The organism is Leclercia sp. 29361 (genome assembly GCF_011290365.1).
Classification (GTDB): domain Bacteria; phylum Pseudomonadota; class Gammaproteobacteria; order Enterobacterales; family Enterobacteriaceae; genus Enterobacter; species Enterobacter tamurae.
In genome coordinates this window covers 1,516,244-1,541,201 of the sequence record NZ_CP049786.1, presented here as the reverse complement: position 1 = coordinate 1,541,201, position 24,958 = coordinate 1,516,244, and the positions used below count along the sequence as shown (strand labels likewise).

General features: G+C 56.2%; 25 protein-coding genes and 1 pseudogene. 10 read left to right on the top strand and 16 right to left on the bottom strand.

Annotation, left to right across the window (positions count from 1 at the left end; genetic code table 11):
* Window positions 1-9: 9 nt before the first annotated feature.
* Window positions 10-552, bottom strand: a complete 543-nt coding sequence (locus G7090_RS07265) for a TetR/AcrR family transcriptional regulator (RefSeq protein WP_166181960.1) — start codon at window positions 550-552, stop codon at window positions 10-12.
* A gap of 81 nt (window positions 553-633) precedes the next feature.
* Between G7090_RS07265 and G7090_RS07260 the strand changes: the two genes are divergently transcribed.
* The gene (locus G7090_RS07260; RefSeq protein WP_106992506.1) at window positions 634-1,851 is read left to right on the top strand and encodes an MFS transporter; all 1,218 of its coding nucleotides are present in this window, start codon (window positions 634-636) and stop codon (window positions 1,849-1,851) included.
* Window positions 1,841-2,653 (top strand): Cof-type HAD-IIB family hydrolase, encoded by an 813-nt coding sequence (locus G7090_RS07255; protein ID WP_166181959.1) that lies wholly within the window; start codon window positions 1,841-1,843, stop codon window positions 2,651-2,653. Before G7090_RS07260 ends, G7090_RS07255 begins: the two co-directional genes overlap by 11 nt.
* Window positions 2,654-2,753: 100 nt before the next feature.
* Here G7090_RS07255 and G7090_RS07250 read toward each other — a convergent pair whose 3' ends face one another.
* Complete coding sequence (locus tag G7090_RS07250; protein WP_166181958.1) at window positions 2,754-3,989, bottom strand: MFS transporter; 1,236 nt, start codon at window positions 3,987-3,989, stop codon at window positions 2,754-2,756.
* 167 nt (window positions 3,990-4,156) lie between these two features.
* Between G7090_RS07250 and G7090_RS07245 the strand changes: the two genes are divergently transcribed.
* From G7090_RS07245 to deoR, 3 genes are all read left to right on the top strand, one after another.
* A complete protein-coding gene (locus G7090_RS07245; RefSeq protein ID WP_166181957.1) occupies window positions 4,157-4,885 on the top strand; it encodes a phosphatase PAP2 family protein in 729 nt (242 codons plus the stop codon).
* A gap of 7 nt (window positions 4,886-4,892) precedes the next feature.
* On the top strand, window positions 4,893-5,501 hold the full coding sequence (gene ybjG / locus G7090_RS07240; RefSeq protein WP_106992502.1) for an undecaprenyl-diphosphate phosphatase: 609 nt from the start codon (window positions 4,893-4,895) through the stop codon (window positions 5,499-5,501).
* A 68-nt stretch (window positions 5,502-5,569) separates the two neighbouring features.
* Complete coding sequence (deoR, locus tag G7090_RS07235; RefSeq protein WP_166181956.1) at window positions 5,570-6,328, top strand: DNA-binding transcriptional repressor DeoR; 759 nt, start codon at window positions 5,570-5,572, stop codon at window positions 6,326-6,328.
* A gap of 96 nt (window positions 6,329-6,424) precedes the next feature.
* Here the strand turns inward: deoR and dacC are convergent, their stop codons facing one another.
* Window positions 6,425-7,630 carry a serine-type D-Ala-D-Ala carboxypeptidase gene (gene dacC / locus G7090_RS07230; protein WP_106992500.1) on the bottom strand — a complete coding sequence of 402 codons (1,206 nt, stop codon included), beginning with the start codon at window positions 7,628-7,630 and terminating at the stop codon, window positions 6,425-6,427.
* 256 nt (window positions 7,631-7,886) lie between these two features.
* Between dacC and G7090_RS07225 the strand changes: the two genes are divergently transcribed.
* On the top strand, window positions 7,887-8,513 hold the full coding sequence (locus G7090_RS07225; RefSeq protein ID WP_166181955.1) for a glutathione S-transferase family protein: 627 nt from the start codon (window positions 7,887-7,889) through the stop codon (window positions 8,511-8,513).
* A gap of 1 nt (window position 8,514) precedes the next feature.
* Here the strand turns inward: G7090_RS07225 and G7090_RS07220 are convergent, their stop codons facing one another.
* Both G7090_RS07220 and bssR read right to left on the bottom strand, forming a co-directional pair.
* Entirely contained in the window at window positions 8,515-9,633 is a 1,119-nt protein-coding gene (locus G7090_RS07220) for a PQQ-dependent sugar dehydrogenase (protein WP_166181954.1), read from the bottom strand.
* Window positions 9,634-9,737: 104 nt separating this feature from the next.
* A complete protein-coding gene (bssR, locus tag G7090_RS07215; protein ID WP_106992497.1) occupies window positions 9,738-10,121 on the bottom strand; it encodes a biofilm formation regulator BssR in 384 nt (127 codons plus the stop codon).
* A 242-nt stretch (window positions 10,122-10,363) separates the two neighbouring features.
* Here bssR and G7090_RS07210 point away from each other — a divergent pair, with 242 nt between their 5' ends.
* Entirely contained in the window at window positions 10,364-11,275 is a 912-nt protein-coding gene (locus G7090_RS07210; RefSeq protein WP_166181953.1) for a LysR family transcriptional regulator, read from the top strand.
* Window positions 11,276-11,300: 25 nt separating this feature from the next.
* Here the strand turns inward: G7090_RS07210 and G7090_RS07205 are convergent, their stop codons facing one another.
* Window positions 11,301-11,471, bottom strand: coding sequence for a glycine cleavage system protein T (locus G7090_RS07205; protein WP_242685358.1), 171 nt, complete (start codon window positions 11,469-11,471; stop codon window positions 11,301-11,303).
* Window positions 11,472-11,663: 192 nt separating this feature from the next.
* Between G7090_RS07205 and rimO the strand changes: the two genes are divergently transcribed.
* Window positions 11,664-12,989: a 30S ribosomal protein S12 methylthiotransferase RimO gene (gene rimO, locus G7090_RS07200; RefSeq protein ID WP_166181951.1), complete on the top strand. Its 1,326-nt coding sequence runs from the start codon at window positions 11,664-11,666 to the stop codon at window positions 12,987-12,989.
* 96 nt (window positions 12,990-13,085) lie between these two features.
* Here rimO and G7090_RS07195 read toward each other — a convergent pair whose 3' ends face one another.
* The 9 genes and pseudogenes from G7090_RS07195 to G7090_RS07155 all read right to left on the bottom strand — a co-directional run bounded on the left by G7090_RS07195 (window position 13,086) and on the right by G7090_RS07155 (window position 22,400).
* Complete coding sequence (locus tag G7090_RS07195) at window positions 13,086-13,580, bottom strand: YrhA family protein (RefSeq protein ID WP_166181950.1); 495 nt, start codon at window positions 13,578-13,580, stop codon at window positions 13,086-13,088.
* Window positions 13,581-13,600: 20 nt separating this feature from the next.
* Window positions 13,601-14,242: pseudogene (locus G7090_RS23720) on the bottom strand (HNH endonuclease signature motif containing protein); the annotation flags it as partial.
* Between the two features lie 676 nt (window positions 14,243-14,918).
* Window positions 14,919-15,929, bottom strand: coding sequence for an SIS domain-containing protein (locus tag G7090_RS07185; RefSeq protein ID WP_166181949.1), 1,011 nt, complete (start codon window positions 15,927-15,929; stop codon window positions 14,919-14,921).
* A gap of 12 nt (window positions 15,930-15,941) precedes the next feature.
* Window positions 15,942-17,003: an SIS domain-containing protein gene (locus tag G7090_RS07180; protein WP_166181948.1), complete on the bottom strand. Its 1,062-nt coding sequence runs from the start codon at window positions 17,001-17,003 to the stop codon at window positions 15,942-15,944.
* A 12-nt stretch (window positions 17,004-17,015) separates the two neighbouring features.
* Entirely contained in the window at window positions 17,016-17,861 is an 846-nt protein-coding gene (locus tag G7090_RS07175; protein ID WP_166181947.1) for a PTS system mannose/fructose/sorbose family transporter subunit IID, read from the bottom strand.
* Window positions 17,842-18,618, bottom strand: a complete 777-nt coding sequence (locus tag G7090_RS07170; RefSeq protein WP_106992490.1) for a PTS mannose/fructose/sorbose/N-acetylgalactosamine transporter subunit IIC — start codon at window positions 18,616-18,618, stop codon at window positions 17,842-17,844. The genes G7090_RS07175 and G7090_RS07170 overlap by 20 nt, the downstream gene beginning before the upstream one ends.
* A gap of 16 nt (window positions 18,619-18,634) precedes the next feature.
* Window positions 18,635-19,105 (bottom strand): PTS sugar transporter subunit IIB, encoded by a 471-nt coding sequence (locus G7090_RS07165; RefSeq protein WP_166181946.1) that lies wholly within the window; start codon window positions 19,103-19,105, stop codon window positions 18,635-18,637.
* A gap of 15 nt (window positions 19,106-19,120) precedes the next feature.
* Complete coding sequence (locus G7090_RS07160) at window positions 19,121-19,543, bottom strand: PTS sugar transporter subunit IIA (protein ID WP_166181945.1); 423 nt, start codon at window positions 19,541-19,543, stop codon at window positions 19,121-19,123.
* Window positions 19,544-19,637: 94 nt separating this feature from the next.
* Window positions 19,638-22,400 carry a sigma 54-interacting transcriptional regulator gene (locus G7090_RS07155; protein WP_166181944.1) on the bottom strand — a complete coding sequence of 921 codons (2,763 nt, stop codon included), beginning with the start codon at window positions 22,398-22,400 and terminating at the stop codon, window positions 19,638-19,640.
* Window positions 22,401-23,046: 646 nt separating this feature from the next.
* Here G7090_RS07155 and G7090_RS07145 point away from each other — a divergent pair.
* Window positions 23,047-23,508, top strand: coding sequence for a hypothetical protein (locus G7090_RS07145; protein WP_166181943.1), 462 nt, complete (start codon window positions 23,047-23,049; stop codon window positions 23,506-23,508).
* Between the two features lie 184 nt (window positions 23,509-23,692).
* Here G7090_RS07145 and G7090_RS07140 read toward each other — a convergent pair whose 3' ends face one another.
* Window positions 23,693-24,130, bottom strand: a complete 438-nt coding sequence (locus G7090_RS07140; RefSeq protein ID WP_166181942.1) for a GNAT family N-acetyltransferase — start codon at window positions 24,128-24,130, stop codon at window positions 23,693-23,695.
* Window positions 24,131-24,209: 79 nt separating this feature from the next.
* Here G7090_RS07140 and G7090_RS07135 point away from each other — a divergent pair, with 79 nt between their 5' ends.
* Window positions 24,210-24,887: a type 1 glutamine amidotransferase domain-containing protein gene (locus tag G7090_RS07135; RefSeq protein WP_106992482.1), complete on the top strand. Its 678-nt coding sequence runs from the start codon at window positions 24,210-24,212 to the stop codon at window positions 24,885-24,887.
* Window positions 24,888-24,958 lie beyond the last annotated feature (71 nt).

Here is a 24,958-nt window from a genome sequence, read left to right as displayed (position 1 = left end):
TAAACGAGGTTATGCCCCGGCTATCCTGCCTACCATCGCCCGCAACGCTTCCCGCGTGAGAGGCTGTCGGTCGGTGACAAAATGCAGCGTCATCCCCTCGATAAAGGCGTCCAGCGCCCGGGCGGTTACCGGATCGAACCACTGCTCAAGCGTAGTCTGGCTGGTTTTCATCCAGTCCTGCATCACGGTTTTTAACGAAGCGCTGCGGTTCATAAAGGCATACAGCTGGTACATCAGCTCCATGTTGTGCGGCGTAGTCACCCGGGAGCTGTAAATCAGGGTGGTGATCGACTCGCAGGCCATCTCCGGCCCCGTCACCCCGGCAAAGAACTCGCGATACTGAACCGACATCTGCTGCGTAAACCAGGTGAAGGCCTCTTCGAGCAGCGCATCCATCCCGGAAAAATAGTAGGTCATCGATCCCAGCGGCACGCCGGCGCAGCTGGCGATTTTGCGATGGGTGACCGCGTTCAGACCATGCTCAGCGATGGTGTCCAGAGTGGCCTGCAATATCCGTTCCCGCCGTTGCGGATCGTTGGGTCGTCTGTTCATTTTTACCTCAGCGCATTTATGTACAAATGTACACAAACTTGCTAGTGTTGTCTTCTATGTTGTCCTTCTGGTACACAAACCATGACCGTCATCTCACCGCGCAAAATTCTGCAACGCCGCCTGTGGGCGCTGTTTATGTTCTTCTTTATCCCCGGCCTGTTAATGGCCTCCTGGGCCACGCGCACCCCTGCTATCCGCGATATTTTGTCGGTCTCGACGGCGGAAATGGGCATCGTGTTATTTGGCCTGTCGATAGGGTCGATGAGCGGCATTCTCTGTTCCGCCTGGCTGGTTAAGCGCTTCGGCACCCGGACAGTGATCCGCACCACGATGTGCTGCGCGATTGTGGGTATGATGTTGCTCAGCGTTGCGCTGTGGTTCGCCTCCCCGCTGGCTTTTGCCCTCGGGCTGACCGTGTTTGGCGGCAGTTTTGGCGCCGCGGAAGTGGCGATCAACGTCGAAGGCGCCGCCATCGAGCAGGAGATGAACAAAACCGTGCTGCCGATGATGCACGGGTTTTACAGCCTCGGCACCCTGGCCGGTGCTGGCATCGGCATGGCGCTCACCGCCACCGGCATTGCTGCTACTACCCATATCCTGCTGGCCGCGCTGGTCTGTATCGCCCCGGTGCTGCTGGGGATCACCGCCATTCCGGATGGCAACGGCAGAAACGTCGCAGGTGAGACGAAAACCGGTGAAAAAGGGCTGCCCTTCTATCGCGATATGCAGCTGATGCTGATTGGCGTGGTGGTGCTGGCGATGGCCTTTGCGGAAGGGTCCGCTAATGACTGGCTGCCGCTGCTGATGGTGGACGGTCACGGCTTCAGTCCGACCTCCGGCTCGCTGATTTACGCCGGGTTTACGCTGGGCATGACCGTCGGGCGCTTTACCGGAGGCTGGTTTATTGACCGCTACAGCCGCGTGACGGTAGTCCGCGCCAGCGCCCTGCTGGGTGGTCTGGGCATTGCCCTGATTATTTTTGTCGATGTCGACTGGGTGGCCGGCGTGTCGGTGGTGCTGTGGGGGCTGGGTGCCTCGCTCGGCTTCCCGCTGACCATCTCGGCGGCCAGCGACACCGGCCCGGACGCGCCGACCCGCGTCAGCGTGGTTGCCACCACCGGCTATCTCGCCTTCCTGGTGGGCCCGCCGCTGCTGGGCTTCCTCGGGGAGCATTACGGCTTACGCAGCGCGATGCTGGTGGTATTAGGATTAGTGATGATTGCCGCCCTGGTCGCCCGGGCGGTCGCCAAACCGGATTCGCAGGCTAAATCTGCCATGGAGAATGGATATGAGCGTTAAACTGATTGCGGTTGATATGGATGGCACCTTCCTCGACGATGCGAAGCAGTACAATCGCGCGCGTTTTCTGCGCCAGTACGCGCAGATGAAGGAACAGGGCATACGGTTTGTGGTTGCCAGCGGCAACCAGTACTACCAGCTGATCTCCTTTTTCCCGGAGATCGCCGATGAGATCGCCTTTGTGGCGGAGAACGGCGGCTGGGTGGTGAATGCCGGGGAAGATGTCTACAACGGCGAGCTGACACAGGCCCAGTTCGCCACCGTGGCGGAGTTTCTCTGCTCGATTCCGGAAGTGGAAGTGATCGCCTGCGGCAAAGGCAGCGCCTACACCCTGAAACACTATGGTGAAACCTTCCATGACCTTGCCGCCAAATATTATCACCGGCTGGAAAAGGTGGACAATTTCGATAACTTCAACGACATCTTCTTTAAGTTTGGCCTGAACGTGCCGGACGATGAAATCCCACGTATCCAGGCGATGATCCACCAGCAGCTGAGCGACATTATGGTGCCGGTCACCACCGGGCACGGCAGTATCGACCTGATCCTGCCGGGGATCCACAAAGCCAATGGCCTGCGCCTGCTGCAGGAGGTGTGGGGCATCGACAACAGCGAAGTGGTCGCCTTTGGCGACAGCGGCAACGACGTGGAGATGCTGACCCAGGCCGGGTTCAGCTTTGCGATGGCCAATGCCCGGGATCACATCAAAGCGGTTGCCCGCTATGAAGCGCCACACAATAACGAAGAAGGGGTGCTGGCGGTGATTGATCGCGTGTTGAACCGGGAGGCCCCGTTCAATTAAGGCGCATTGCCCGGCGGCGCGTTGCTTGCACGGGCCTACGATCTTTTGTAGGCCGTGTAAGCGCAGCGCCACCCGGCAAAAATGCGGGCACTATGCCGGCTTAATCCGGCTGTAACGAACTGCCCACCCGCTTGTCTTTCAGGAACACAAACATCAGCCCCAGCCACAGGATGCCGTTCGCCAGGTTGAACAGGCTGAACAGCCCGTTGCCACCGCTGCTGAAGGCGTGTTTGCTGACCTCAATCCCGACGGTGAAGATCAGCATCTGTAACATCCCCATCGCTGCCGACACCGTGCCTTTGCTCATCTCGCTGGCAAACAGCGTCAGACGCACCAGCCCGGCATTTGCCAGCCCAATACCAAACGCATAGATACTCAGCCCGGCGGTCATCCACAGATAGGCGTGGGATGAAACCACCGTCGCCACCGCAGCCACCACCAGCCCAATCACAATCGGCCAGCCGCCCATGATGATTAGCGAGCGCACGGTGCGGCGTGACGTCAGCCGGGCCAGCACCAGGTTACCCACAATCAGCGCGCCAAAAATCGGCACCTGCAGCAGGCCATACTCGTAGCTGCTGAGCTTTTCGCCGCTGATGATGATCACCGGCGACTGGGCAATCCACGCCAGCAGCGGCAGGCAGACAAAGCCAATCGCCAGCGCCCCCGCCACAAAGCGGACATTTTTCAGCACCGCTTTATAGTCACGCCCCAGCTCCTGCATGGAGAGCTTCTCTCCGATGCGGGTGGCGGTTTCGGGCATCGCGCGGTACAGGCCGTAAAACGAGATCGCCGCCAGCAACGCAAACAGCACGAACATCCCCTCCCACGGCGCAACGTGCACCCAGGCGGCCCCCACCAGCGGACCGAGCAGCGGCGCAATCAGCGCTACGTTCGCCATCAGGGCGGTGATTTTGATGCACACCGCCTCCTCAAACGACTCCTGGATAGCGGCGTAACCGACGGCACCGATAAAGCACAGACTCACGCCCTGCAGGAAGCGCAGGACCATGAACTGCTCGATGTTCTGCGCCAGCAGGGTCGCCAGGCAGGTGACGATAAACCACACCACCCCGGTGAGCATCACCGGGCGACGACCAATACGATCCGATAGCGGCCCGAGCAGCCACTGCAAAAACATCCCCCCCGCCAGATAGGCGGTCATGGAGGTGGGAACCCACTCGATCCCGGCGTTGTACTGCGCCACCACGGCCAGCATGCCGGGCTGGATCATATCGTTGCCGATATAGGTGGAGAATTCGTAAAGCACCAGACACAGCGGGAACAGCAGCGCCTGACGCCCCAGGCGAGTGCTGGAAGAAGAACGGTTTAGCATGGAGTCTCAATATCCGATAAAAAATCGCGCAGAGTGTAATGAAATGGCTGCGCCAGCGATAGCAGATTAACGCAGCTGGTCAGAAATAACGCACAAATCGCCGTCGTTTAAGGTTGCCTTAAGTTAGCGCCCGTATGCTTAGGCGTTTTAAGTCATTGGCCCTAATTATGACACAATTTTCCCCGGCTTCAGAATTGTCTAAGTTAAAGACTTCTAAGACAAAACCGCTTTACCCTTTACCGGCACGTTTTTATGGTTATCAGCTGATTACGCTGCTGGTTCTGGCCGGGCTTTTTACCTGGCTTTCGCGGGATGAAACCCTCGACAGGATGCTGACCGGTTACTGGTTTGACGCGGCCAGCCAGCACTTTCCGCTGCAGCAAAACGCGCTGCTGGATCTGCTCAATCATCGGCTGGCGAAATACCTGACCATTGCCGTGGCGGCGGTTACCCTGCTTTACGGCGCGTTCCGGCGCAATGCCCAGCTGGTGACGGCGGCGCTGCTGATGGGGTTGGGTACGGCGGTGGTGGGGGTACTGAAAGCCGTCAGTCATCACAGCTGTCCCTGGGACCTGGTGGAGTACGGCGGCAAGGCGCTGTCGTATCCCCTGTTTGATTCAGCTCCCCTTGGCAGTGGCCCCGGGCGCTGTTTTCCCGGCGGTCACGCTTCAAGCGGTTTTATGGTGATGGGGTTGTTCTTCGCCTTCAGGCGTGAGCGTCCGCGTCTGGCCTGGGGGCTGGTGGCTGCCGGAGTCGTGCTCGGCCTGGTCATGGGCTATGGCCAGGTGATGCGCGGCGCACATTTCTTCTCGCACAACCTGTGGGCAGGTTGGTGGGTGTGGTTTTCACAGGTGGTGGCCTACGGCCTGATCTCCATCTGGTTTGCAAAAGAGTAACGAGGATATGTTAGAGAATCTGAACTACGGACTGTTTTATCTGATCAATGCCACGCCTGCTTCGCCGGAGTGGAGCATTAATCTGGCCATCTTTGTGGCGAAAGACCTGATAACCATTATGCCCGCGCTGATCGCGATCCTCTGGCTGTGGGGGCCGCGCAAGCAGGTGGGTGCCCAGCGTCAGCTGGTGATTAAGATCGCCATGGCGCTGGTGATAAGCCTGGCGGCGTCGTGGCTGCTGGGCCATCTGTTCCCGCACGACCGCCCGTTTGTCGATCGTGTCGGCTATAACTTCCTGCACCACGCCGCGGATGACTCCTTCCCGAGCGATCACGGCACCGCCATTTTCACCTTTGCACTGGCGTTCCTGTTCTGGCATCGGGTCTGGTCCGGCATTGTGTTGATGATGGTGGCCTGCGCCATCGCCTGGTCCCGCGTTTATCTGGGGGTCCACTGGCCGATGGATATGCTGGGCGGACTGATGGTCGGCCTGCTGGGCTGCCTGAGCGCGCAGATCCTGTGGAACCTGTTCGGGCAGGCTCTCTATCTTCGCCTCTCACAGCTGTACCGCTTCTGCTTTGCCCTGCCGATCCGCAAGGGCTGGATACGTGACTAATTCAGGTCCCGCGAGGTAAACTTGAGCCCCCGGCGTAACGGGGGCTCATTTTATGGCGCTGAGGACCTATGGAAACACGACGTGACGAACGGCTGGCTCAACTGATTAATGCGCTTAAGCGCAGCGATAAACTGCATCTGAAAGAGGCCGCCGCGCTGCTGGGCGTCTCTGAGATGACCATCCGTCGCGACCTCAACAGTGAAAGCGGGCCGGTTGTGCTGCTTGGCGGCTACATTGTCCTCGAACCCCGCAGCGCCAGCCACTATCTGCTGAGCGATCAAAAAACCCGGCTGGTGGAAGAGAAGCGCAAAGCCGCGCGGCTGGCCGCCTCGCTGGTGCAGCCTCATCAGACGCTGTTTTTTGATTGCGGGACGACCACGCCGTGGATCATCGAAGCCATCGATAACGACCTGCCGTTTACCGGGGTCTGTTACTCCCTGAACACCTTCCTCGCCCTGCAGGAAAAACCCGAGTGCCGGGTGATCCTCTGCGGCGGTGAGTTCCACGCCAGCAACGCTATCTTCAAACCGCTTAACCTGCATGACACCCTCAGTAACCTGTGCCCGGATATCGCCTTTTACTCTGCGGCAGGGGTGCATGTTCGCCAGGGGGCGACCTGTTTTAATCTCGATGAGCTGCCGGTTAAACAGTGGGCGATGAGTATGGCGCAGTACCATGTGCTGGTGGTGGATCACAGCAAGATGGGCAAGGTGCGTCCGGCGCGGATGGGGGAGCTGACGCGCTTTGACGCGATCGTCAGCGACTGTCGCCCTGATGAGGAGCTGACTACCTGGGCTAAGGCGCAGCAGATTAAATTGATGTACTGAGTGCGGTTTATTGCCCGGCGGCGCTGCGCTTGCACGGGCCTGAGAACTCCGTAGGCCGGGTAAGGCGAAGCCGCCACCCGGCACTGCACGGAAGCTTTAGTTGAACCAGCCGCCAAACCACTCGTGGAATTTCATCAGCACGTAATCCCACATCCGGCCAAAGAACCCGCCCTCTTCCACCGCTTCCATCACAACCAGCGGCCGCTGCTCAATGGATTTGCCGTTCAGCTGGAAGTCGATAGTACCGACCACCTGGCCTTTTTTCAGCGGTGCAGTGAGCTGCTTGTCGGTCAGTGTGTAGCTGGCTTTCAGGTTTTTCAGCTGGCCGCGCGGAATGGTGACCGAGCCGCTTTCACCGGCGCCGAGCTTGACCTCGCTCTTATCGCCAAACCAGACCCGCTGGCTGACAAAGGTGGCATCCGGCTTGATAGGGGTGACGGTTTCGAAGAAGCGGAAGCCCCAGGTCAGCAGTTTTTCTGACTCGTTAAAGCGGATGCGGTCGGTTTTGGTGCCCAGCACCACCGAGATCAGACGCATATCGCCCTGGGTTGCCGAGGCCACCAGGTTGTAGCCTGCCCCTGCGGTGGTGCCGGTTTTCATCCCGTCCACATTGACGTTGCTGCTCCACAGCAGACGGTTGCGGTTCTGCTGGCGGATCTTGTTGAAAGTGAACTCTTTCTCTTTATGGATCGCGTACTCTTCCGGCACATCATGAATCAGTGCCCTGCCCAGCAGCGCCATATCGCGGGCGGTACTGAACTGGCCCGGCGCGTCCAGGCCGTGAACGGTTTTAAAGGTGGTGTTGGTGAGGCCTAATTTCTGCGCGTAGCCATTCATCAAACCAATGAAAGAGTCCTGGCTGCCCGCCACGTAATCGGCCAGCGCGATACAGGCATCATTCCCCGACTGAATGATTACCCCTTTGTTCAGATCGGAAACCGCCACCTGATCCCCCGGCTTGAGGAACATCACCGAGGAGCCGCGCAGCGCCGGGTTGCCCGTCGCCCAGGCATCTTTGCCGATGGTCACCATGTCGGTGAGCTTGATCTTACCGGCTTTCAGGGACTGCCCTACCACGTAGCTGGTCATGATTTTGGTCAGGCTGGCAGGATCGAGTTTTTCATCTGCATTGCCTTCTGCCAGGACTTTGCCGCTGGCATAGTCCATCAATATCCAGGCGCGCGCATCAACCGGTGGAGCCTCAGGCGCCGCCTGTTCCGCTGCGTACAGCGAAGGTGCAAAAAGGACCAGCAGCGCAGAACCCGCTACCAGACCGCGTAAAGAAAAAGTGTTTCGCATCATAATGCCACCCGAGTTTCCATTCCAAAAATCACGTCACACCACCGTGTCGCAAGAAGCGATGAGTAATAACGTACTAACGCCTTAAAAAAAACCAAAACCTGGTAAAGTTTTTAAAGTTTATGCAATAACAACCCGATACGCTTTGACCGCATCGATTTTTTTCGCGTCTGTTGCGTATTGGTTGGGTTTATCTCACCATGTGAAGCCATCACCAGGGATCGCATCCTGACAACGGCTTTAATTATAAGGGGTTATTATGATTACTTTGTGGGGCAGGAACAATTCAACCAACGTTAAAAAGGTACTCTGGACGCTGGAAGAGCTGGATTTACCCTTTAAGCAGATCATGGCGGGACTGGAACACGGGGTGAATAAAGAGGCCGACTATCTGGCAATGAACCCTAACGGTCTGGTGCCGCTGCTGCGCGATGACGAAACCGACCTGACGCTGTGGGAATCCAACGCCATTGTGCGCTACCTCGCGGCGCAGTACGGCCAGAACCGTCTGTGGCTCGATGAACCTGCGAAGCGGGCCGTCGGTGAAAAGTGGATGGACTGGGCCAACCAGACGCTCTCCCCTGCCCACCGGGTAATATTGATGGGGCTGGTGAGAACCCCGGAAGCCGAGCGTGACTACGCTGCCATTGACGCTGCCAAAGCCACCTGCGAATCGCTGTTTGCCATGATGGACGAGGCGCTGGCGACAACGCCGTGGTTCTCGGGCGACGACTTTGGCGTGGGTGATATCGCCGTCGCCCCCTTTGTCTGGAACCTGACCAACGTTGGTCTGACGTGGGCACCCCGTCCGCATCTTGAGCGCTGGCTGGCAAACCTGAGCGAGCGCCCGGCCTATCGCAACGTGGTGATGATCCCGGTGACCTGATCTACTCCCTGGACGGGCTGACTTTCAACAGTTGCCCGTCTGTTTCATCGGTCAGCACGTATAAATAGCCATCCGGCCCGACCCGCACATCGCGAACCCGCTGATTGCGGTCGCCGAGGATCCTTCCCTCCTCCGTAACGCTGTCGCCGCTGACGTTCATCACAATCACGTCCTTATCCTTCAGCGCGCCGATAAAAAGTTTATTCTTCCACTGCGGGAAGACGTCGCTGTTATAGAAAGCCATCCCGCTCAACGCCGGGGACTGCTTCCAGACAAACAGCGGCGGCTCGGTGCCCACGGCGGTTTCACCTTTCGCTTCCGGGATCGGCAATCCGCTGTAGTTGATGCCGTGGGTTGCCAGCGGCCAGCCGTAGTTTTTGCCTCTTTCCGGGATATTGATCTCGTCGCCACCGCGTGGCCCGTGCTCATTGAGCCACAGGGTGTTGCTCCACGGGTTCATCGCCATCCCCTGCGGGTTGCGGATCCCGTAAGACCAGATCTCCGGCCGTGCCTGTTTGTTGTTCACAAAGGGGTTATCGTCCGGTACCGCGCCCTGATCGGTGAGACGCACCACTTTGCCCTGTAACTTATCCAGATCCTGGGCGGTTGGGCGCTGGTTATTCTCGCCTAACCCAATAAACAGATAGCCTTTGCCGTCGAACACCAGCCGGCCACCAAAGTGATTGCCGGTGGAGAGTTTCGGCTGCTGGCGGAAGGCCACCTTAAAGTCCTCCAGCCGGGTGTTATCCTCGCTCAGACGACCATACCCCACCGCGGTGCCCGCTTTCCCGTCATCGCCCGCTTCGGCATAGCTCAGCCAGACCCGGCGGGAGGTGGCAAAGTCGGGTGCCAGTGCCACGTCGAGTAATCCCCCCTGACCGCTGTCCCAGACCTTCGGCACTCCGACAATGGGATCGGAGAGCCCTTTGCCCGCCTGCCAGCGTTTAAGCTGTCCGCCTTTCAGCGTGATTAGCATGCCCTGATCCTGGGGCAGGAACGCCAGCGCCCAGGGGTGATCGAGTTTATTTTGCAGTACCGACACCTTCACTTCGGCGGGCGCAGCAAACAGCGAGGCGGATATCAGCAACAATGGCAGGGAAATAAGCGAGGATCGACGCATAACGCACTCCTTTTCGACGTATGGCATAAGACTAGCCACTCAGCGCAGGGGCGTTGATACTTTTACAAAAGCTTAAGCAGATGGGGGAGTTGCCTCCCCCGGGATCAGCTCTGAATCAGCGGTGAATGTGATTTCAGATACTGGATGCAGAGAGTGAGATCGTTCAGACAGTTTTCCAGCTTCTCTGCGTTGACGGCGATGAACGTCGGGCAATCGTGGTTGCCGGTCATCATACAGACGCCTGCGGTGGTGAGCGAACCGGCGGCGCGATAGAGCATCGCCTGTTCATCGGCATTGCAATGCGCTCTCAGCTCAGGCGCTTTTTCACGCATGTAAGTACAGAGTTCAAAGAAGTTGTCACGCAGATGGTCGCTTTCGCTGACTGACATATACCCTTTCGCTTTCCTTAACTGCAGATAGGCGGCGAGATCGATTCGGGCATTAATCATCTTGTTAAGAAGATCGCGTTTCAGTCTGTCAACGGACATGCTTTTTCCCCCCTTGTCAGCTTTAGTGCACTCTCAGATTATGTCTATTTTTTGTGCAATTTAATGCGTCAGGTCAATAATTCGCAACGGAATAGCAAAATTTACAATGTTAAAACTGCGGGCAAAAAGAGCCACCCGGAGGCTGTTGATTTTGCTGAGCATAAAATCATGCTTCTCCCTCACCGCGCGTGGCGGGAGTCCTGCTATTTTTGAGAGGGTTAAGGCGTGGAGACAGAGGGCGTATGCCAACGTTGCCGGTGTCAGATAAGATCATTTCGTTAAACCGGATCGACCTGAATCTGCTGACCATTTTTTGCTTAATTTACAGCGTAGGCAGTATCTCGAAAGTGGCCGATATGCTGGACATTTCCGCCTCTGCCGTCAGCCAGTCGCTGCGCAAGCTGCGCGAGCAGATGGGGGATAACCTGTTTGTCCGCAGCGGCAACACGCTGTTACCCACCGTGTATGCGGACGAACTGTATGACAACATCCTGCCGATTATCGATAAGCTCGCCACTCTGCTGCCCCTCTCTTCCCGGATTAAAAAGCGAAGACTCACCCTCTACACCGAGTCCTTTGTCTCGCCGTTAGTGGTGCCGGAACTGACGCAGAAGATTGTCGGGATGAACGCGGATGTCAGCCTGCTGCACCGCACCGCCGAGCTTAACGAAGCGAAAATCACCGAACTGTTGAACATGCGCCAGGCGGATGTGGTGTTCTCCACCTTTTCTGTTGAGAGCAGTAATATTTCTTGCCAGAAGATGAGTGATATGACGCTGGTACTGATCGCTGCAAAGGATAATCCTCTTTATGAAAATACGGTCACGGAGGAGATGTTCAGGGATGCCAATCTGGTGGGGTACAACACTAAAAACGAAAAGATCATTTATCATCGCAGCATCGTGGATAAAAAATTCCGCTCCAGCGAGCGCTGTCTGCTGACCACCTCTTTCGCCTCCATCTTACTGATTGTCTCCACCACCGACTGCCTGGGCATTATCCCGGAAAAAGTCTTTGCGACTTATTCCGGGATGTATCAGCTAAAAAAACTGGAGACGCCATTTACGTTGCCACAATTCAGTATCTATTCGTCCTGCCGGAAAGAGACCAATAAAATGCTCTTTTCACTGTTGGCTGATTTTTTACGCCAGTAAACCGGCATCATGTCCGGGACGATCACTATTTTTTCGCTTTGTGCTTACCGAACTCAACATCATCGGCAATATTCAGGTCAGTGATTAATCTGGACTGTGAAAGCCCGGTGGCAACAGATATGTGCGCCAGCTCGACGCCATAGATGTGAAGGGTTTTGGCCATTTCTAATTTTGATTGCAGATAGATATCTCTCATAACGTACCTCATTTAGTTATCGACGAGGTGAAAGATAGGTTATCTGTTTAGCGTATCCAATAAGGGTCCCTTAAAGCCGGGATAAGTAAATCTTAGCCGTTATCGTCGTCGCGCAGGGATCTGTATAAATCCCCGCAAGAACGCTGTACAATCCCTGCCCTGATAACTCCCTAACTGACTACTTTTTAATCTATGAGCAATGTTACGCACCAGCCGAAAATCGGCTTCGTCTCGCTGGGCTGTCCAAAAAACCTGGTGGATTCCGAACGTATCCTGACCGAACTTCGCACTGAAGGCTATGACGTCGTGCCGAGCTACGACAATGCCGACATGGTGATCGTTAACACCTGCGGCTTTATTGATAGCGCCGTGCAGGAGTCTCTGGAAGCCATCGGTGAAGCACTCACTGAAAACGGCAAGGTGATTGTCACCGGTTGTCTGGGCGCCAAAGTCGATCAAATCCGCGAAGTCCATCCTAAGGTGCTGGAAATCACCGGTCCTCACAGCTACGAGCAGGTGCTGGAACATGTGCATCACTATGTGCCAAAACCAAAGCATAACCCGTTCCTGAGCCTGGTGCCGGAACAGGGCGTGAAGCTGACCCCGCGTCACTATGCGTACTTAAAAATTTCCGAAGGCTGCAACCATCGCTGCACCTTCTGCATTATCCCGTCCATGCGTGGCGATCTGGTGAGCCGTCCAATTGGTGAAGTGCTGGCCGAAGCCAAACGTCTGGCGGATGCGGGTGTGAAAGAGCTGCTGGTGATCTCCCAGGACACCTCCGCTTACGGTGTGGACGTCAAGCACCGCTCCGGCTTCCACAACGGCGAGCCGGTGAAAACCAGCATGGTCGGCCTGTGCGAACAGCTCGCTAAACTGGGCATCTGGACCCGTCTGCACTACGTCTATCCGTACCCGCACGTGGACGACGTGATCCCGCTGATGGCGGAAGGCAAGATCCTGCCGTATCTGGATATCCCCCTGCAGCACGCCAGCCCGCGTATTCTGAAGCTGATGAAGCGTCCTGGCTCCGTTGACCGCCAGCTGGCGCGCATTAAGCAGTGGCGTGAAATCTGCCCGGATCTGACCCTGCGCTCCACCTTTATCGTCGGCTTCCCGGGTGAAACCGAAGAAGATTTCCAGATGCTGCTCGACTTCCTGGTTGAAGCGCGTCTGGATCGCGTAGGCTGCTTCAAGTACAGCCCGGTAGAAGGCGCGACCGCCAACGAACTGGCCGATCAGGTACCGGAAGAGGTGAAAGAAGAGCGCTGGAACCGCTTTATGCAGCTGCAACAGCAGATCTCTGCCGAACGTCTGCAGGAGAAAGTGGGCCGCGAAATTCTGGTGATCATCGACGAAGTAGACGAAGAAGGCGCGATTGGCCGCAGCATGGCCGATGCCCCGGAAATCGACGGCGCGGTCTACCTGAATGGCGAAACCAAGGTGAAACCGGGTGATATCGTGCGCGTTAAAGTTGAAAACGCTGACGAATATGACCTGTGGGGTAGCCGGGTTTAATTTTCGTTAACGCCTGATGGCGCTGCGCTTATCAGGCCTACACGTAGGCCCGGCAAGCTGGCGCCGCCGGGCGTGATATCCAGTGCCACTTTTACTTTACTTAACGGCACTCAAAATCTCAGTTAAGAAATTGGCAAAATTATCAAATGAGCCATAAACAGATTCACTTGATGCACTGTCACGGATTTCAAATAAATTTGTTTTAGTATCATAAGTAAACAATGAAATATTATTTTCACCAATAACTAATCTTTCCGCAAGGTCTGGGTCGATATAATCATCATTATTTCTGTAGTACTCATTCATTACAAAAAAATTTTTTATAACAGGCTCTGGCACAGACAAACTGAATAAAGTAACCCCATCATATTCAAGTCCATCCATTTTTCTCAAAAAGGTTACATAATCAGGTTGATTGACAAAGAGAATACATAATTCATCCGCCAAATTTTCAAGAAAAGGAGAGTTATTTGAATCATTTTTTCTGTTTGTTATACTTTCTACGAACGAATTTTTGACAGGATGCTGTATTGGATAATCCCATTTTTCCATTGCATTTTTTAAGTCTGACAGAGTATCTTCTATTTTCATTTCCATTAGTTCCTGTCAAATTATTTAAGGGGATAAATTGTGCCGGAAGGAATAGCCCATGGTGTAATTTTAGTTTCTCCTGGTAACATTCCTTTAGTCGCTGCCCTTTGCATGTTTGTAAAAATCTTATGGTAAGGTTCTTTCTCTATTAGCACAAGATTTTCAAACGCATTTGAACCACCATCATCTAAAGGTAGCTTATGGTGAACATCCCAACCATCTGGAGATTTACCACTATTCATTCTTAATATTTGTGAAGCATTAAAGGTCTTTGCAGCTTCTGGGGAATCCGCAATATGACTAAGAAATTTTTTTCTGGCGGTACCATCAAATTCTTTTCTTAGTATGGCGGTTTCAGCTGTTCCTCACTTAATATAATTAATATCTTTTATAGTTATACCACTTATTACTTTTGATTCACCTCTTAACTTGCCCAAATAGCTATTGATTTCTCCATATGCTTCTGTACCAGGTCGTTTAGCCAATAGTATTGAAGCAGCAGCAATAGCCATACCTGCCGTTTTCTCATTAAATACTTGATTATAACCATCTATAGCATCAGCACCTAACTGCTCTGCCGTTTTCCTGAACCCTTCAATATTTCCATTATAAACACCACCTGCGGCTAACAAACGTCCGGCGGCTTTACTATTAATTATCCTGGCAGACTGAGCTTGCTGTATAAGTGCATCAGAGTAATGTAATTTTTGTGTTGGGACTGGTTTTCTGCCCTGATGATTATTGAGACATTTTTCATAAGCCTTTCGTACTTCTATTTCAAACCATTCATTCCAGTGACACATAAAACAATCATAGATAAGATTGCCGTTCTCATCAAAATAGAAAGGATTGTTAAAATGGTTCCATTTCTCAGTTTCGTCTATTCCAATAAACCAGCCTCTATCTATATTATCTTCTGTGTGATCGTATGCACCATCATACATACCATTGCGTTTACGATCATACATCGGTGAGAACTGATTGATAAAACCGCTCTTCCTCTTTGGAATTTGATGAAGAGAAAAGTCGCTGCCATAGTTTTCATAATCAAGATCATAATAGACTCTCGCTTTTTCAAAGGCTATTTGCGGCCTTAATATGTATTGAAAATCCTCTGGCGCAAGTTCTCTACATGCATCCCAGATTTGAATAAGTCTAAATTCTCTCATCTAATCCTCTGATATTATTATATTTCCCTTACTGGCATTCTCTCACATCCTATAAGGTCATGTACACTAATTGACCTATAGTTCTCATCAAAATGACTAACGCCTGATGGCGCTGCGCTTATCAGGCCTACACGTAGGCCCGGCAAGCTTGCGCCGCCGGGCGTTAATATTAATACTCAAACTGCCGGTAATAACGGCGAATATCCAGACTGTGGCCGGTGTAATGCTCAAAATGAGCAGCCAGACGGTCCACCAGCAAGGTTGAGATCACGCACGGCGCCAGCAGCCAGCGGAACTCATCATCAATTCCCGCCAGCGCATACTCACGCGGATCAAACACCACCAGGTTATCGGTAATTTTCGCCGCAAAACGCTCCACGCGATCGTCCAGCGCCCGGCATTTCCCCTCGCCCTTCACCAGGAACAGCGGGACCTCTTTCTCCAGCAGCTCCAGCGTGCCGTGGAAGAACTCCGCCGACGAGACCGATTTGGTGCGCTTCCACTGCATCTCCTCCAGAATACACATCGAGAAGAGATAGACTTCACCCCACATCTCCGCCCCGCCAATCCACATCATATAGTCGGCGTTATGGTATTTTTGCGCGATGGCGTCGGCCTGCGGATCAAATTGCTTTTTGGCGTTCAGGAGATTCTCAGGTAGCAGCTCCAGCTGGCTGGCAAAGCGGTCATATTTTTCAAATTCCCCGTTACCCTGCACCAGGCGGAAGAATACCCAGTACAGCAGCATGTACTCATATTCCACGCCGTTTTTGTGGCGCATCGGAATATGCCAGGTGGCGGCATTGGCCAGCGGCGAGTCGCTGTTTTTGGTGATTGCCACCACGCGGATCCCCTGAGCCTTACACCATTCCGCAATCGCCACCGACTCTTTGGTATCACCCGATTTCGAAAGGGTAATCACCACCGAATCTTTATTTAAGCGTTTATGCCCGGCATGAATTAATTCCGCCGCCTGCTCAAGGTAAACCGGCATCTCAGTTATTTCCCGGGCGAAGGCGTTCATCGCCATCATCGGGGCTAACGAGCCCCCTACCGAGGCGAAAAATAAGGTGCTGAAACCCTGCTGAGTAATCTCATCAGCAACCTGTTCCGCCTGTTTGCGCGCAGCAACAATCTCACGAGCACTGGTCAGGTACTCGTCCTGATTAAAACCTAACATGGTCATTCTCCTTTAGATTTTACTTTTTAAAACCCGATCGAAATCGTCAAAGATACGCACCGAGAGATCGATGCCTTTGGCGCAGGCGGTACGCCAGGCCAGAATTTGCAGAGGGACAATCAACAGCAGCGGTGAGAGCAGATGCGGCAGGCGGCAGTTCAGCGCCAGGGTATCCGGCCCCTCCTCGCCCGTCAGGGTGACCAGGAACGCCCGCTTAACCGCCGGGGCCATATAGTCCCTGAGCGCCCGCAGGCGCGGGTTTGGCGCGTCCTCAATAAAGAACATCACATGCTCAGCGTTGGCCTCCAGATAGGGGCCATGCATATAGGCCTCCAGCTCAAACCCGCCGGACGGCACCCGCACCGTTTCGGTGAACTTGGTCTCAAACTCTTTCGCCACCCCGGTCAGGGCACCCTCGCCGATGGCGACAAAGCGCGTCCCGGCCTGCAGTTCCTGAACGTGCCGCTCGAAAAAGGCCTCCGTGCGGGCGAGGGTGCCGGGGATCGCTCCCGCCAGCTGGTGCAGCGCCGCCAGATAGTCGTCCGTTTCCCGGTCATCGATCTGCTGCTGCGCCCGGGCGATAGTCAGCGCGACCAGCAGCAGATTCAGCACCGTGGCGCTAAATCCGCGGGTGACGAAGCCCACCTTCTCGATCCCGGTATGGATATCCAGCACATGGTCGCAGCGGCGGCCTATCGGGCTATCCGGATCCGAGGTCAGGGCAAACACCGGCAGCCCGGCGGCCTGCACTTTCTCCATCGCCGTCAGGGTCGAGGCACTTTTCCCGCTCTGGGAAACCACCAGCACCATGTCGGTATGCGGGTCGATGGCCTCATAGTGGACAAAGTTGTATGGCTCTTTGATCTCCACCAGCAGGCCAAACCGGTGTTCAAAGAAGTAGCGTGCGCACATCGCCGCATTCAGCGACGAGCCGGTCGCCAGCACCAGCAGGCGGCGCACCGGATGCTGGCGGGCAAAGTCCTCCACGGACGCCAGATGCTGCGGGTACGCGTTGAGGATCGCCGCCAGCGCCGCGGGCTGTTCTTCGATATAGGTCATCATTGTCGGTTGCATCGTTTTCTCCGCTTAAAACAGGCCAATCCACGAACCCAGGATCCCCACCAGCGCCATGCCCCCGATGATGGTGAGCGGTTTAACCTTGCGCCCCAGCAGCCAGTAGACAATCCCGAAGCTGATGAGCGGGAGCAGGCCTGGCATGATGTTGTTGATAATGTCCTGAACCTCGGTTTTCGCCTCCCCCGCGCCGAAGGAGACAGGGATAGTGATGTTGATCATCGAGGCGGCCATCGCCCCCACCACCATCAGCCCGATAATCGACGCCCCGTAGGTGAGGCTCTCCATCATTCCGCTCTTCTGAACCCGGTGGAGCACCCCGGTGCCCAGCACGTAGCCCCAGCGGGTAAAGAGCCAGCGCACCAGAATGTGCGGCACGTTAAACACCAGCAGGAACAGGATCGGCCCCAGGATGTTCCCCTGCAGGGCCAGGCTGGTGCCGATCCCGGTGGCGATCAGGCGCAGCGTTCCCCAGAAGAAGGAGTCCCCCAGCCCGGCCAGCGGCCCCATCAGCGACGCCTTGACGTTGTCGATCGCCGTGCCGTCCATCTCCTGCTGCTGGCTGTTTTTCTCCTCCATCGCGGTGGTGATGCCCAGCAGCAGGGTGACGATATGCGGCGTGGTGTTGAAGAAGACCAGGTGGCGCTTTAACGCCGCCGCCAGCTGTGACTTTTGCGGATAGAGCTTTTTCAGCACCGGGATCAGGGCATAGACAAACGCAAGGTTCATCTGCCGCTCATAGTTCCAGGAAAACTCCATCTGGAACGACCGCCAGAACACCCGGCGCAGATCGCGTGCGTTGATGGCGTTCTCATCCTGCACCTGAGGCAGGGTCTCTTCAGAAATCTTCGTCGTCATCACTGACTCCTTGATCGGTCGTTGGACGAGGGGCGTTACGTGCAGTCGTGTTAACCATCACCACCGCCACAATGGCACCGAGAATGGCGATACCGGTGACGGGTATTTTCAGGTACGCCATCAGGGCAAAGCCGAGGAAGAAAAAGGGCGCCACTTTTTTGTTGATCAACAGTCGGGCGAGCATCGCAAAGCCCAGCGCCGGAATAATCCCCGTCGCCACGCTGAGCCCGTGCTTAATAAACTCCGGGATGGCATCCAGCAAGGATTTCACCGCGCTGCTGCCCACCAGGAAGGATACGGTGACGACAGCGGCCAGCATCAGCGACAGGCCAAACCCGGCGATAAGGTGCATTCGCTCAATGCCGCGGGTATCCGCCTGTTCGGCATAGCCGTCGGCCTTCTGGCTGAGCATCGGGATAAACATGCCGAGATAGACGTTCTTCAGCACCAGGGTCAGGGTGGCAATCGGCAGGCCGAGCAGCAGCGCCGTCTCCGTTCCCGCCCCGGAGGTGATGGCAAACGCCACCCCCAGCACCCCGCCGGTGACCACATCCGGCGGAATCGATGCCCCCACCGAAAACGAGCCGATAAACGCCAGCTCCAGCGTCGCCCCCATAATCACGCCCGTCTGTACATCGCCTAACACCAGCCCGGTTAATAATCCGGTGACAATCGGCCGGGAAAGCAGCGAGGTGCCCAGGGCATATTCCGACTGGGCGATAAACGCCACCAGCCCGAGTAAAAGTGCCTCTACCATAGTGAGTCCTCAGGAATTACAGCGATTCCGCTAATAACTGTTTGCGATCGTTAGGCACCTGGCGTATTTCGATCTCCACGCCGTTGCCCACCAGCTGCGTGAGCTTTTCTATTTCGTCCGGCAGCAAATTAATCGCCTTCGAAATATTCCGCGCCCCCTCCTTCGCTTTAATACCGCCGAGATTGATACTCTTAATGCCGTCAACAGCCGAGGCTAACCGCCAGGCATCCTCCACCGACTCCACCACGATAAACAGGTTGTATTTATCGGTGACGCCGCTGTTGATGGCCTCGATTGAGTCATTGATATTTTTAATCACCAGCTTGACCGACGGCGGTTTGGCCAGCTTGATGGTGGTTTTTCGCAGTTCATCGTTGGGCACGCTGTCGTTGGCAATTAAAATGCAGTCCGCCCCGACATATTGCGTCCAGGAGAAGGCCACCTGGCCGTGTAATAAGCGGTGGTCAACACGCAGTAACGTAATCATTATTATTCCTCTTGATCAGAAGTCTTTATCCGCCTGTACCGCACTGGCAATGGTGTGGTTGCAATACTGAATACTTTCCCGGCAGCTTAATAACACGTCATGGATTAATTTTTCGGTATCCTGTTCATCGGCGGAAATAAGCAGGCCGATCACCAGCGGCAAATTAAGCCCGGCGATCAGATGAAAATTCGGCTGATGCAGATAGCGGATAAATTCGTTATTGACGCTGCCGGCAAAGATATCGGTGATCGCAATCACCTCATCCTGGGCGGGTAGCCCGGCAAGCAGCTCCGCCACCTGCCGGGTGACGTCCTGGTGCTCGTCGACATAGGCGCAGAGGGTGTAGATGTCCTGCTGCTTGCCGAGGATCAGCTCGACCGAGTCGAGTACCCCGCGCGCTAAGGTGCCGTGACTGGCAAATATGTAATGTCGTTTCATCCTGCCCTCGAATACTCATTCCACTTACCAGAAAGAGATTGCAACCCACGTGCCAGGAAAAAGTGGCCCGTGGGGAACAGGAGAGAGGGAGGAATTAAAACTCTTGATCTGCCTGAATAAATTCCGTTTCGAGGGTCAGAATATTGTGGATGTAACAGAGCTCAACAACCGGGATTTTGACACTATAACTGCTCTCAATGACACTAAAGGCCTGGCGCAGCAGGGCCAGCTCGCTTTCAGGACACTGTCGCCCGGCATAGGTGGTGGGTGAGGCGTTGCGGATCAGCCGCTCAATCAGGCAGCTGATGTGCACATAGAGCGCCACCTTGCGTTCGTTCGGCACCTGACATCCCGCCAGATGCTCATAGCGGAAGACAAACTGCTCCACCTGGTTGATCACTTTGGTGGTATCGAGAATGGTGACCGACTCAATCACCCGCCGCAGGGAGAAGTTCTTCAGCAGCAGGTTGTTGATCTCCGCCACCTGCTCTGCCGTGGCGATATCGCCAAAGATGCGCATCAGCGGCTGTGTCCCCTCCCCGGCAATCAGCGAATCCAGCGAGATCCACGGCACGGCGGGCACCTGCGGGTCGAAGGTGCCGACAATCGCCAGCATGTCGTAGCGGTTAAAGGCCACCGCCCGCTCCTGCGCGTCGCTGAGCATCTCGTAGTCACAGGCAATCACTTCAATACCCAGCGCCTCCGGGATGCTGGCCTTCAGCAGATTGCAAAGGTTGGCCGCCGCGCCAATCCCGGTGATGCAGGTGGTGAGAATGACCCGGGGTTTGCTGGCCTGGGGCCAGAAGAGCTGGTGCTCCACCGGCAGATCGTCGGCGATGTCGTGGGCGATCTCCTCGATGTGATGCCCCTGCAGGATCCGCTCCCCGACATACAGCGCCATGCTGGTGGAGACATTATTCACAATGGCCACCGGGGTGGAAACCCGGCGCTGGAAGTGGCTGTGGATGGCATTCAGCGAGCCCATATCCACCAGGATCATCAGCCCCGACGCCAGGGCGTTGCTTTCAATGTAGTGCATCACCTGCTGGGCAATCGCCTCCGGGGTGACGTCCAGCGGCATGTCGAAGGATTCAAACACCGTCTGTTTCAACAGGCGGTTCGCCACGTTGGCAATGCTGCTGGCGGTGGCGTAGCCGTGGGCGAGGATCACCGCCCGCGTCACCTGGGACTGACTCACCGCCCCCGCTTTATGCAGCCACAGCACCAGCAGCAGGGCGTCGATGCGCTGGGCCTCGATGTCGAGCTTTTGCGTCAGGGCGGCGATCATCGCCTGGCAAAAGCGGTACAGCAGAGGATACTTTTGCGCCAGGACGTCATCCAGCAGCCGGACCCGCTCCTGGCTCAGGGCAGAGAGCGCGCTTTGGGCGCGATGCACCAGATAGTGGCTCAGAGCGTAGATGCCATTGCCGTTAAACTGGACGTTGAACTGCTGCTCCAGCCGGTAAAATTCCTCCCGCACCTGCTGGGTGGTGAGCTGTAACACCGGCGAGGCAGTGGACTCCCGGTGGTGAAACACCAGCCTGTCGAACAGGGTTTCGATCTCCTCCCCCATCCGCCGATGCACATCCTCCCAGCCCGAGCGACCGCTGAGCACCTCTTCATACAGGGCCAGCACCTGACACTGGGTATCGTGGATCATCCCCTGGGTGCGATCGTGAGCGCGAAGCAGCCACAGGAGGTTGGTCTCCGGCTCGATGGTCAGCGGCTCTTCCGCCACGGGGGCGTCGCTCATCAGTGGGATCGCAGCCAGCACCTTCTCCGGCAGATCCTGAATAGTGACGCCAATCGCCGCCTGCCCCCTTTGTCTGGCCCAGGCGGCGGCGACCGCATACCTGACCACGTTTTTCAGCTCGCCGACGTTGCCGCGATAGAGCGCATGATGCAGCACCTGGCGCAGGCGGGGGGTCAGATTCAGGCGCGCGTCCAGCTTTTGCGCCTCGCGCCAGAAGAACTGGAGGATCAGCGCCTCTTTTTCCTGACGGGAGCGCGCCTGCAGGTCGGGCAGCGTCACCAGGATCGGAATGCGGCGCAGGAAGGTGGTTAAAAAGGTGCTGTGCAGCTCCTCGGTGGTGGCGAAGACCAGCCGCGTGCGGATGGGGCGACCCTGAGCGGTCTCCCCCACCCGGTAGATCTCCTTCCGGTCAAGCCAGGTAAAGAGTTTCTCCTGGCCCTCGGCGTTCAGACGATGCACCTCATCGAGAAACAGCATCCCGCCGTCGGCGGCCTCGAAGGCACCCTGCTTATCGGTCTGCGCTCCGGTAAAGGCCCCTTTCACATAGCCGAACAGGTTCGCCGCCAGCAGCTCCGGGTTGCTGGCGTACTGGGCGCAGTTAAAGCTGACAAAGGGGGCATCGTCCGCCAGCAGCCCCTGGGAGATAGCGAAGGCGTGCATCAGGTTCGCCATATAGCTTTTGCCGGTGCCGCTGTCCCCGGTGATCAGCAGCGGCAGGCCGCCATCGGGATAGAAGAGCGCCGTTTTCAGCTGGGCAATGGCCTTTTTCAGGCTGCCGTCATGGCCGATAAGAAGAGAAAAGTGATCCGGCGATTCCTGGTTGCTATCGCCGTCGTTCAGCAGCTGGGCGATGCTGTCGTATTCGTTCGCCGATAAGCCAAAAAACTGCTGGCTGAAGGCTTTTTTATGCAGGAAGTAGACCGGGCGGGTATTGATTTTGACCAGCTCCCCCTGAGCCACCAGCTGGTTCAGATAGTGGCTGGCGGTATTGCGCTTGAGGTCGAACCGCTGTGCGAGGTAGCGGGCGGTAAAGACCTCGCTCAGGTTTTCCGGGTCGAAAAAATCGGTCTGGTTGGCGAGGAAGGTAAGGATTTCGTTGCGCATGGTGTATCCCACGTCTGAGTGTGTCGTGGGGGTATGATGCCCGCAAAGCTGCGGACGAAGGGAGCGCGACGGCGGGGAATGTGCGGCTTTTGTGGGGAAGCGCACATTACCTGAGGCGGGAAGTAACCCACGGACGATCCCCTCTCCCCTTTGGGGTTAGGGGTACCCACCGCACGTACTGCTCCCTCTCCCTCGAGGGAGAGGGCTGGGGTGAGGGGGAACATGCGGCTCTGGTGGTGGTTGCGTTCACCTCACGTTCTTTGCTTCTCTGATACACCGGAACCAGTGAACGTGCCAGGTAGCCACTGTAAGTGCTTTATTCCTCTGGGGTTTCCTCGTTGCGTTAAAATTTTTGCGAGGCGCTTTCCAGGAATGATTTTACCGGCTTGTCGCCGCGATCTCTGCGCAGTATCTTCCTGTTGCGCCTGCAAAATCAGGCGCCGGGATTGACCTCCTGGTATTAGTTACAGGCGATGTAGTAATATGTCGCGCGCACGGATACACCTCAATGGTGGGCCGGGCGGGGGCGTCGCAAGACGCGCCGGTTTCCTGTAACGCCGGTAAGGTCAACCTCGTCTGGTTCCGCCACCCGTGAGATTGACCTCTCCGATGGCGGATTTAAATACCGTTACAGGAGGCTGCCACTATGGCTACTACCACAACCCTTGATCATTCTTTATTTACCGCACCGTTCTCCCACAACACCGACTTCACCGAGCTGGCGGACCACTGCGAACGCTTTGCCCATACGCTGCTGGAAACCGACGACCCAGCGGAGAAACTGGCGCTCTGCGCCCGCCTTTCTGCCTGTCTCGCACTGTTGCAGCCAACGCTTAACGAGCCCATTCCGGCGCACCTGGTGGAGCGTTTCACCCTGTCCGATCTGCCGTCCCGTCTTCCCGCCTTCGAACCAGAAAGTGACCAGCTTGGCCTGTATTGCCAGACGCTCACGCAGCTGTTGATCAGCAACGCACTCCCGCGGGATATGGCAAAGGTGATGGAAGGACTGCTGTATGAGCTGGTGAACTTCTACGCCGACACGCTGAATGCGCCGCGCTGGCTGCAAACGCCGGACGGACGTGTGGCGATTGATGCGTTGATTGACTGAGGAAGGTTAACGGGAGAACAGTCAGTACCCAGGCCGGGCAAACGCAGTGCCGGGTGGCGGCTGCGCCTTACCCGGCCTACAAAACCTGAATTTGACCTTGTAGGCCCGGCAAGCATAGCGCCGCCGGGCAATCAGGCCGCACCGGCACTGTTAAGAAAGAGAGAATCGTTCGTGCCAGGTATTATTAAATCGTAATCCGGTAGCGAACGTAATCATCCACTACCGCCAGCTGGTCATACAGCGCCCGGGCCGGATTGCCTGTCCGGGTCACCCAGTAGACCTTCGACCACGCCTTTTGCCGTGCCTCGTCAATGATGGCTTCAATCAACGCCCTGCCCGCCCCTTTGCCGCGCGCCGCGTCATCGACAAACAGGTCCTCCAGATAGCACAGCGGCCGGGTCACCCAGGTGCCCTCATGGAGTACGCAGATGGCAAAGCCCACCACGCCCTGTTCGGTTTCTGCCAGTCGGCAAAACAGACCGGAATCCGGGGATAAGACCCGCCGCCAGGTCGCCAGGGTCACTGCCTCATCCAGTTCAGTGCCGTAAAAATCCAGATAGCCCTTCCACAGGGTTAGCCATGCGTCGTAATCGTCCGCGTTCGCCTCACGCACCTTAACCATCGTTGTTACTCCTTGTTTTGTACTCGCGCCCTCGGGAAACAGTCTACTTTTATATCTCACGACTTCACCGGAGATAACAATGAAAGTTTTAATGGTTCTCACCTCTCACAGTGACCTGGGAAATACCGGTAAGAAAACGGGCTTCTGGCTGGAAGAGTTTGCCGCCCCGTATTACATCTTCAAAGATGCGGGAGCCGAGGTCGTGCTGGCCTCCCCGGCAGGCGGTCAACCGCCGCTGGATCCTAAAAGTGATTCCCCCGATTTTCAGACCGAACTGACCCAGCGCTTCAAAGCCGATCCGGCGGCCCAGCGCGAACTCGCCAATACCCTTAAGCTCGACAGCGTGCGTCAGGAGGATTTCGACACCGTCTTCTACCCTGGCGGCCACGGCCCGCTGTGGGATCTGGCCGAGTCACAGACTTCCATCGCCCTGATTGAAGCCTTTACCCGCGCAGGTAAACCCACGGGCTTCGTCTGCCACGCGCCGGGCGTGCTGCGCCATGTGAAAGCCGCCTCTGGCGAGCCGCTGGTCAAGGGCCGTCAGGTGACCGGCTTTACCAACGGCGAAGAGGCCGACGTCGAGCTGACCGACATCGTCCCGTTCCTGGTGGAAGATGAGTTGATCGCCCTGGGCGGAAAGTATCAGAAAGGCCCGAACTGGGGCTCGTACATTGTTGAAGACGGCCAGCTGATCACCGGGCAGAACCCGGCCAGCTCCGAAGCGGTTGCCAAAGCGCTGGTCGCTGCGCTGCGCTAATCCCTCTGCCCGGCCGCTGGTCGGGCAATCCCTCCTGCGCTTTTCGCATAGAGTGTTAAAGACAAAACGGT

Bases quoted from the DNA above. Each gene is read 5' to 3' on its own strand.
- G7090_RS07160 (WP_166181945.1), bottom strand. From the start codon at position 19,543: ATGAAACGACATTACATATTTGCCAGTCACGGCACCTTAGCGCGCGGG.
- G7090_RS07145 (WP_166181943.1), top strand. From the start codon at position 23,047: ATGGCTACTACCACAACCCTTGATCATTCTTTATTTACCGCACCGTTC.
- G7090_RS07185 (WP_166181949.1), bottom strand. From the start codon at position 15,929: ATGTTAGGTTTTAATCAGGACGAGTACCTGACCAGTGCTCGTGAGATT.
- G7090_RS07165 (WP_166181946.1), bottom strand. From the start codon at position 19,105: ATGATTACGTTACTGCGTGTTGACCACCGCTTATTACACGGCCAGGTG.
- G7090_RS07225 (WP_166181955.1), top strand. From the start codon at position 7,887: ATGATTACTTTGTGGGGCAGGAACAATTCAACCAACGTTAAAAAGGTA.
- G7090_RS07195 (WP_166181950.1), bottom strand. From the start codon at position 13,580: ATGAAAATAGAAGATACTCTGTCAGACTTAAAAAATGCAATGGAAAAA.
- G7090_RS07220 (WP_166181954.1), bottom strand. From the start codon at position 9,633: ATGCGTCGATCCTCGCTTATTTCCCTGCCATTGTTGCTGATATCCGCC.
- deoR (WP_166181956.1), top strand. From the start codon at position 5,570: ATGGAAACACGACGTGACGAACGGCTGGCTCAACTGATTAATGCGCTT.
- G7090_RS07175 (WP_166181947.1), bottom strand. From the start codon at position 17,861: ATGACGACGAAGATTTCTGAAGAGACCCTGCCTCAGGTGCAGGATGAG.
- rimO (WP_166181951.1), top strand. From the start codon at position 11,664: ATGAGCAATGTTACGCACCAGCCGAAAATCGGCTTCGTCTCGCTGGGC.
- G7090_RS07155 (WP_166181944.1), bottom strand. From the start codon at position 22,400: ATGCGCAACGAAATCCTTACCTTCCTCGCCAACCAGACCGATTTTTTC.
- G7090_RS07255 (WP_166181959.1), top strand. From the start codon at position 1,841: ATGAGCGTTAAACTGATTGCGGTTGATATGGATGGCACCTTCCTCGAC.
- ybjG (WP_106992502.1), top strand. From the start codon at position 4,893: ATGTTAGAGAATCTGAACTACGGACTGTTTTATCTGATCAATGCCACG.
- G7090_RS07205 (WP_242685358.1), bottom strand. From the start codon at position 11,471: ATGAGAGATATCTATCTGCAATCAAAATTAGAAATGGCCAAAACCCTT.
- G7090_RS07135 (WP_106992482.1), top strand. From the start codon at position 24,210: ATGAAAGTTTTAATGGTTCTCACCTCTCACAGTGACCTGGGAAATACC.
- G7090_RS07140 (WP_166181942.1), bottom strand. From the start codon at position 24,130: ATGGTTAAGGTGCGTGAGGCGAACGCGGACGATTACGACGCATGGCTA.
- G7090_RS07265 (WP_166181960.1), bottom strand. From the start codon at position 552: ATGAACAGACGACCCAACGATCCGCAACGGCGGGAACGGATATTGCAG.
- G7090_RS07260 (WP_106992506.1), top strand. From the start codon at position 634: ATGACCGTCATCTCACCGCGCAAAATTCTGCAACGCCGCCTGTGGGCG.
- G7090_RS07210 (WP_166181953.1), top strand. From the start codon at position 10,364: ATGCCAACGTTGCCGGTGTCAGATAAGATCATTTCGTTAAACCGGATC.
- G7090_RS07170 (WP_106992490.1), bottom strand. From the start codon at position 18,618: ATGGTAGAGGCACTTTTACTCGGGCTGGTGGCGTTTATCGCCCAGTCG.
- G7090_RS07180 (WP_166181948.1), bottom strand. From the start codon at position 17,003: ATGCAACCGACAATGATGACCTATATCGAAGAACAGCCCGCGGCGCTG.
- dacC (WP_106992500.1), bottom strand. From the start codon at position 7,630: ATGATGCGAAACACTTTTTCTTTACGCGGTCTGGTAGCGGGTTCTGCG.
- bssR (WP_106992497.1), bottom strand. From the start codon at position 10,121: ATGTCCGTTGACAGACTGAAACGCGATCTTCTTAACAAGATGATTAAT.
- G7090_RS07250 (WP_166181958.1), bottom strand. From the start codon at position 3,989: ATGCTAAACCGTTCTTCTTCCAGCACTCGCCTGGGGCGTCAGGCGCTG.
- G7090_RS07245 (WP_166181957.1), top strand. From the start codon at position 4,157: ATGACACAATTTTCCCCGGCTTCAGAATTGTCTAAGTTAAAGACTTCT.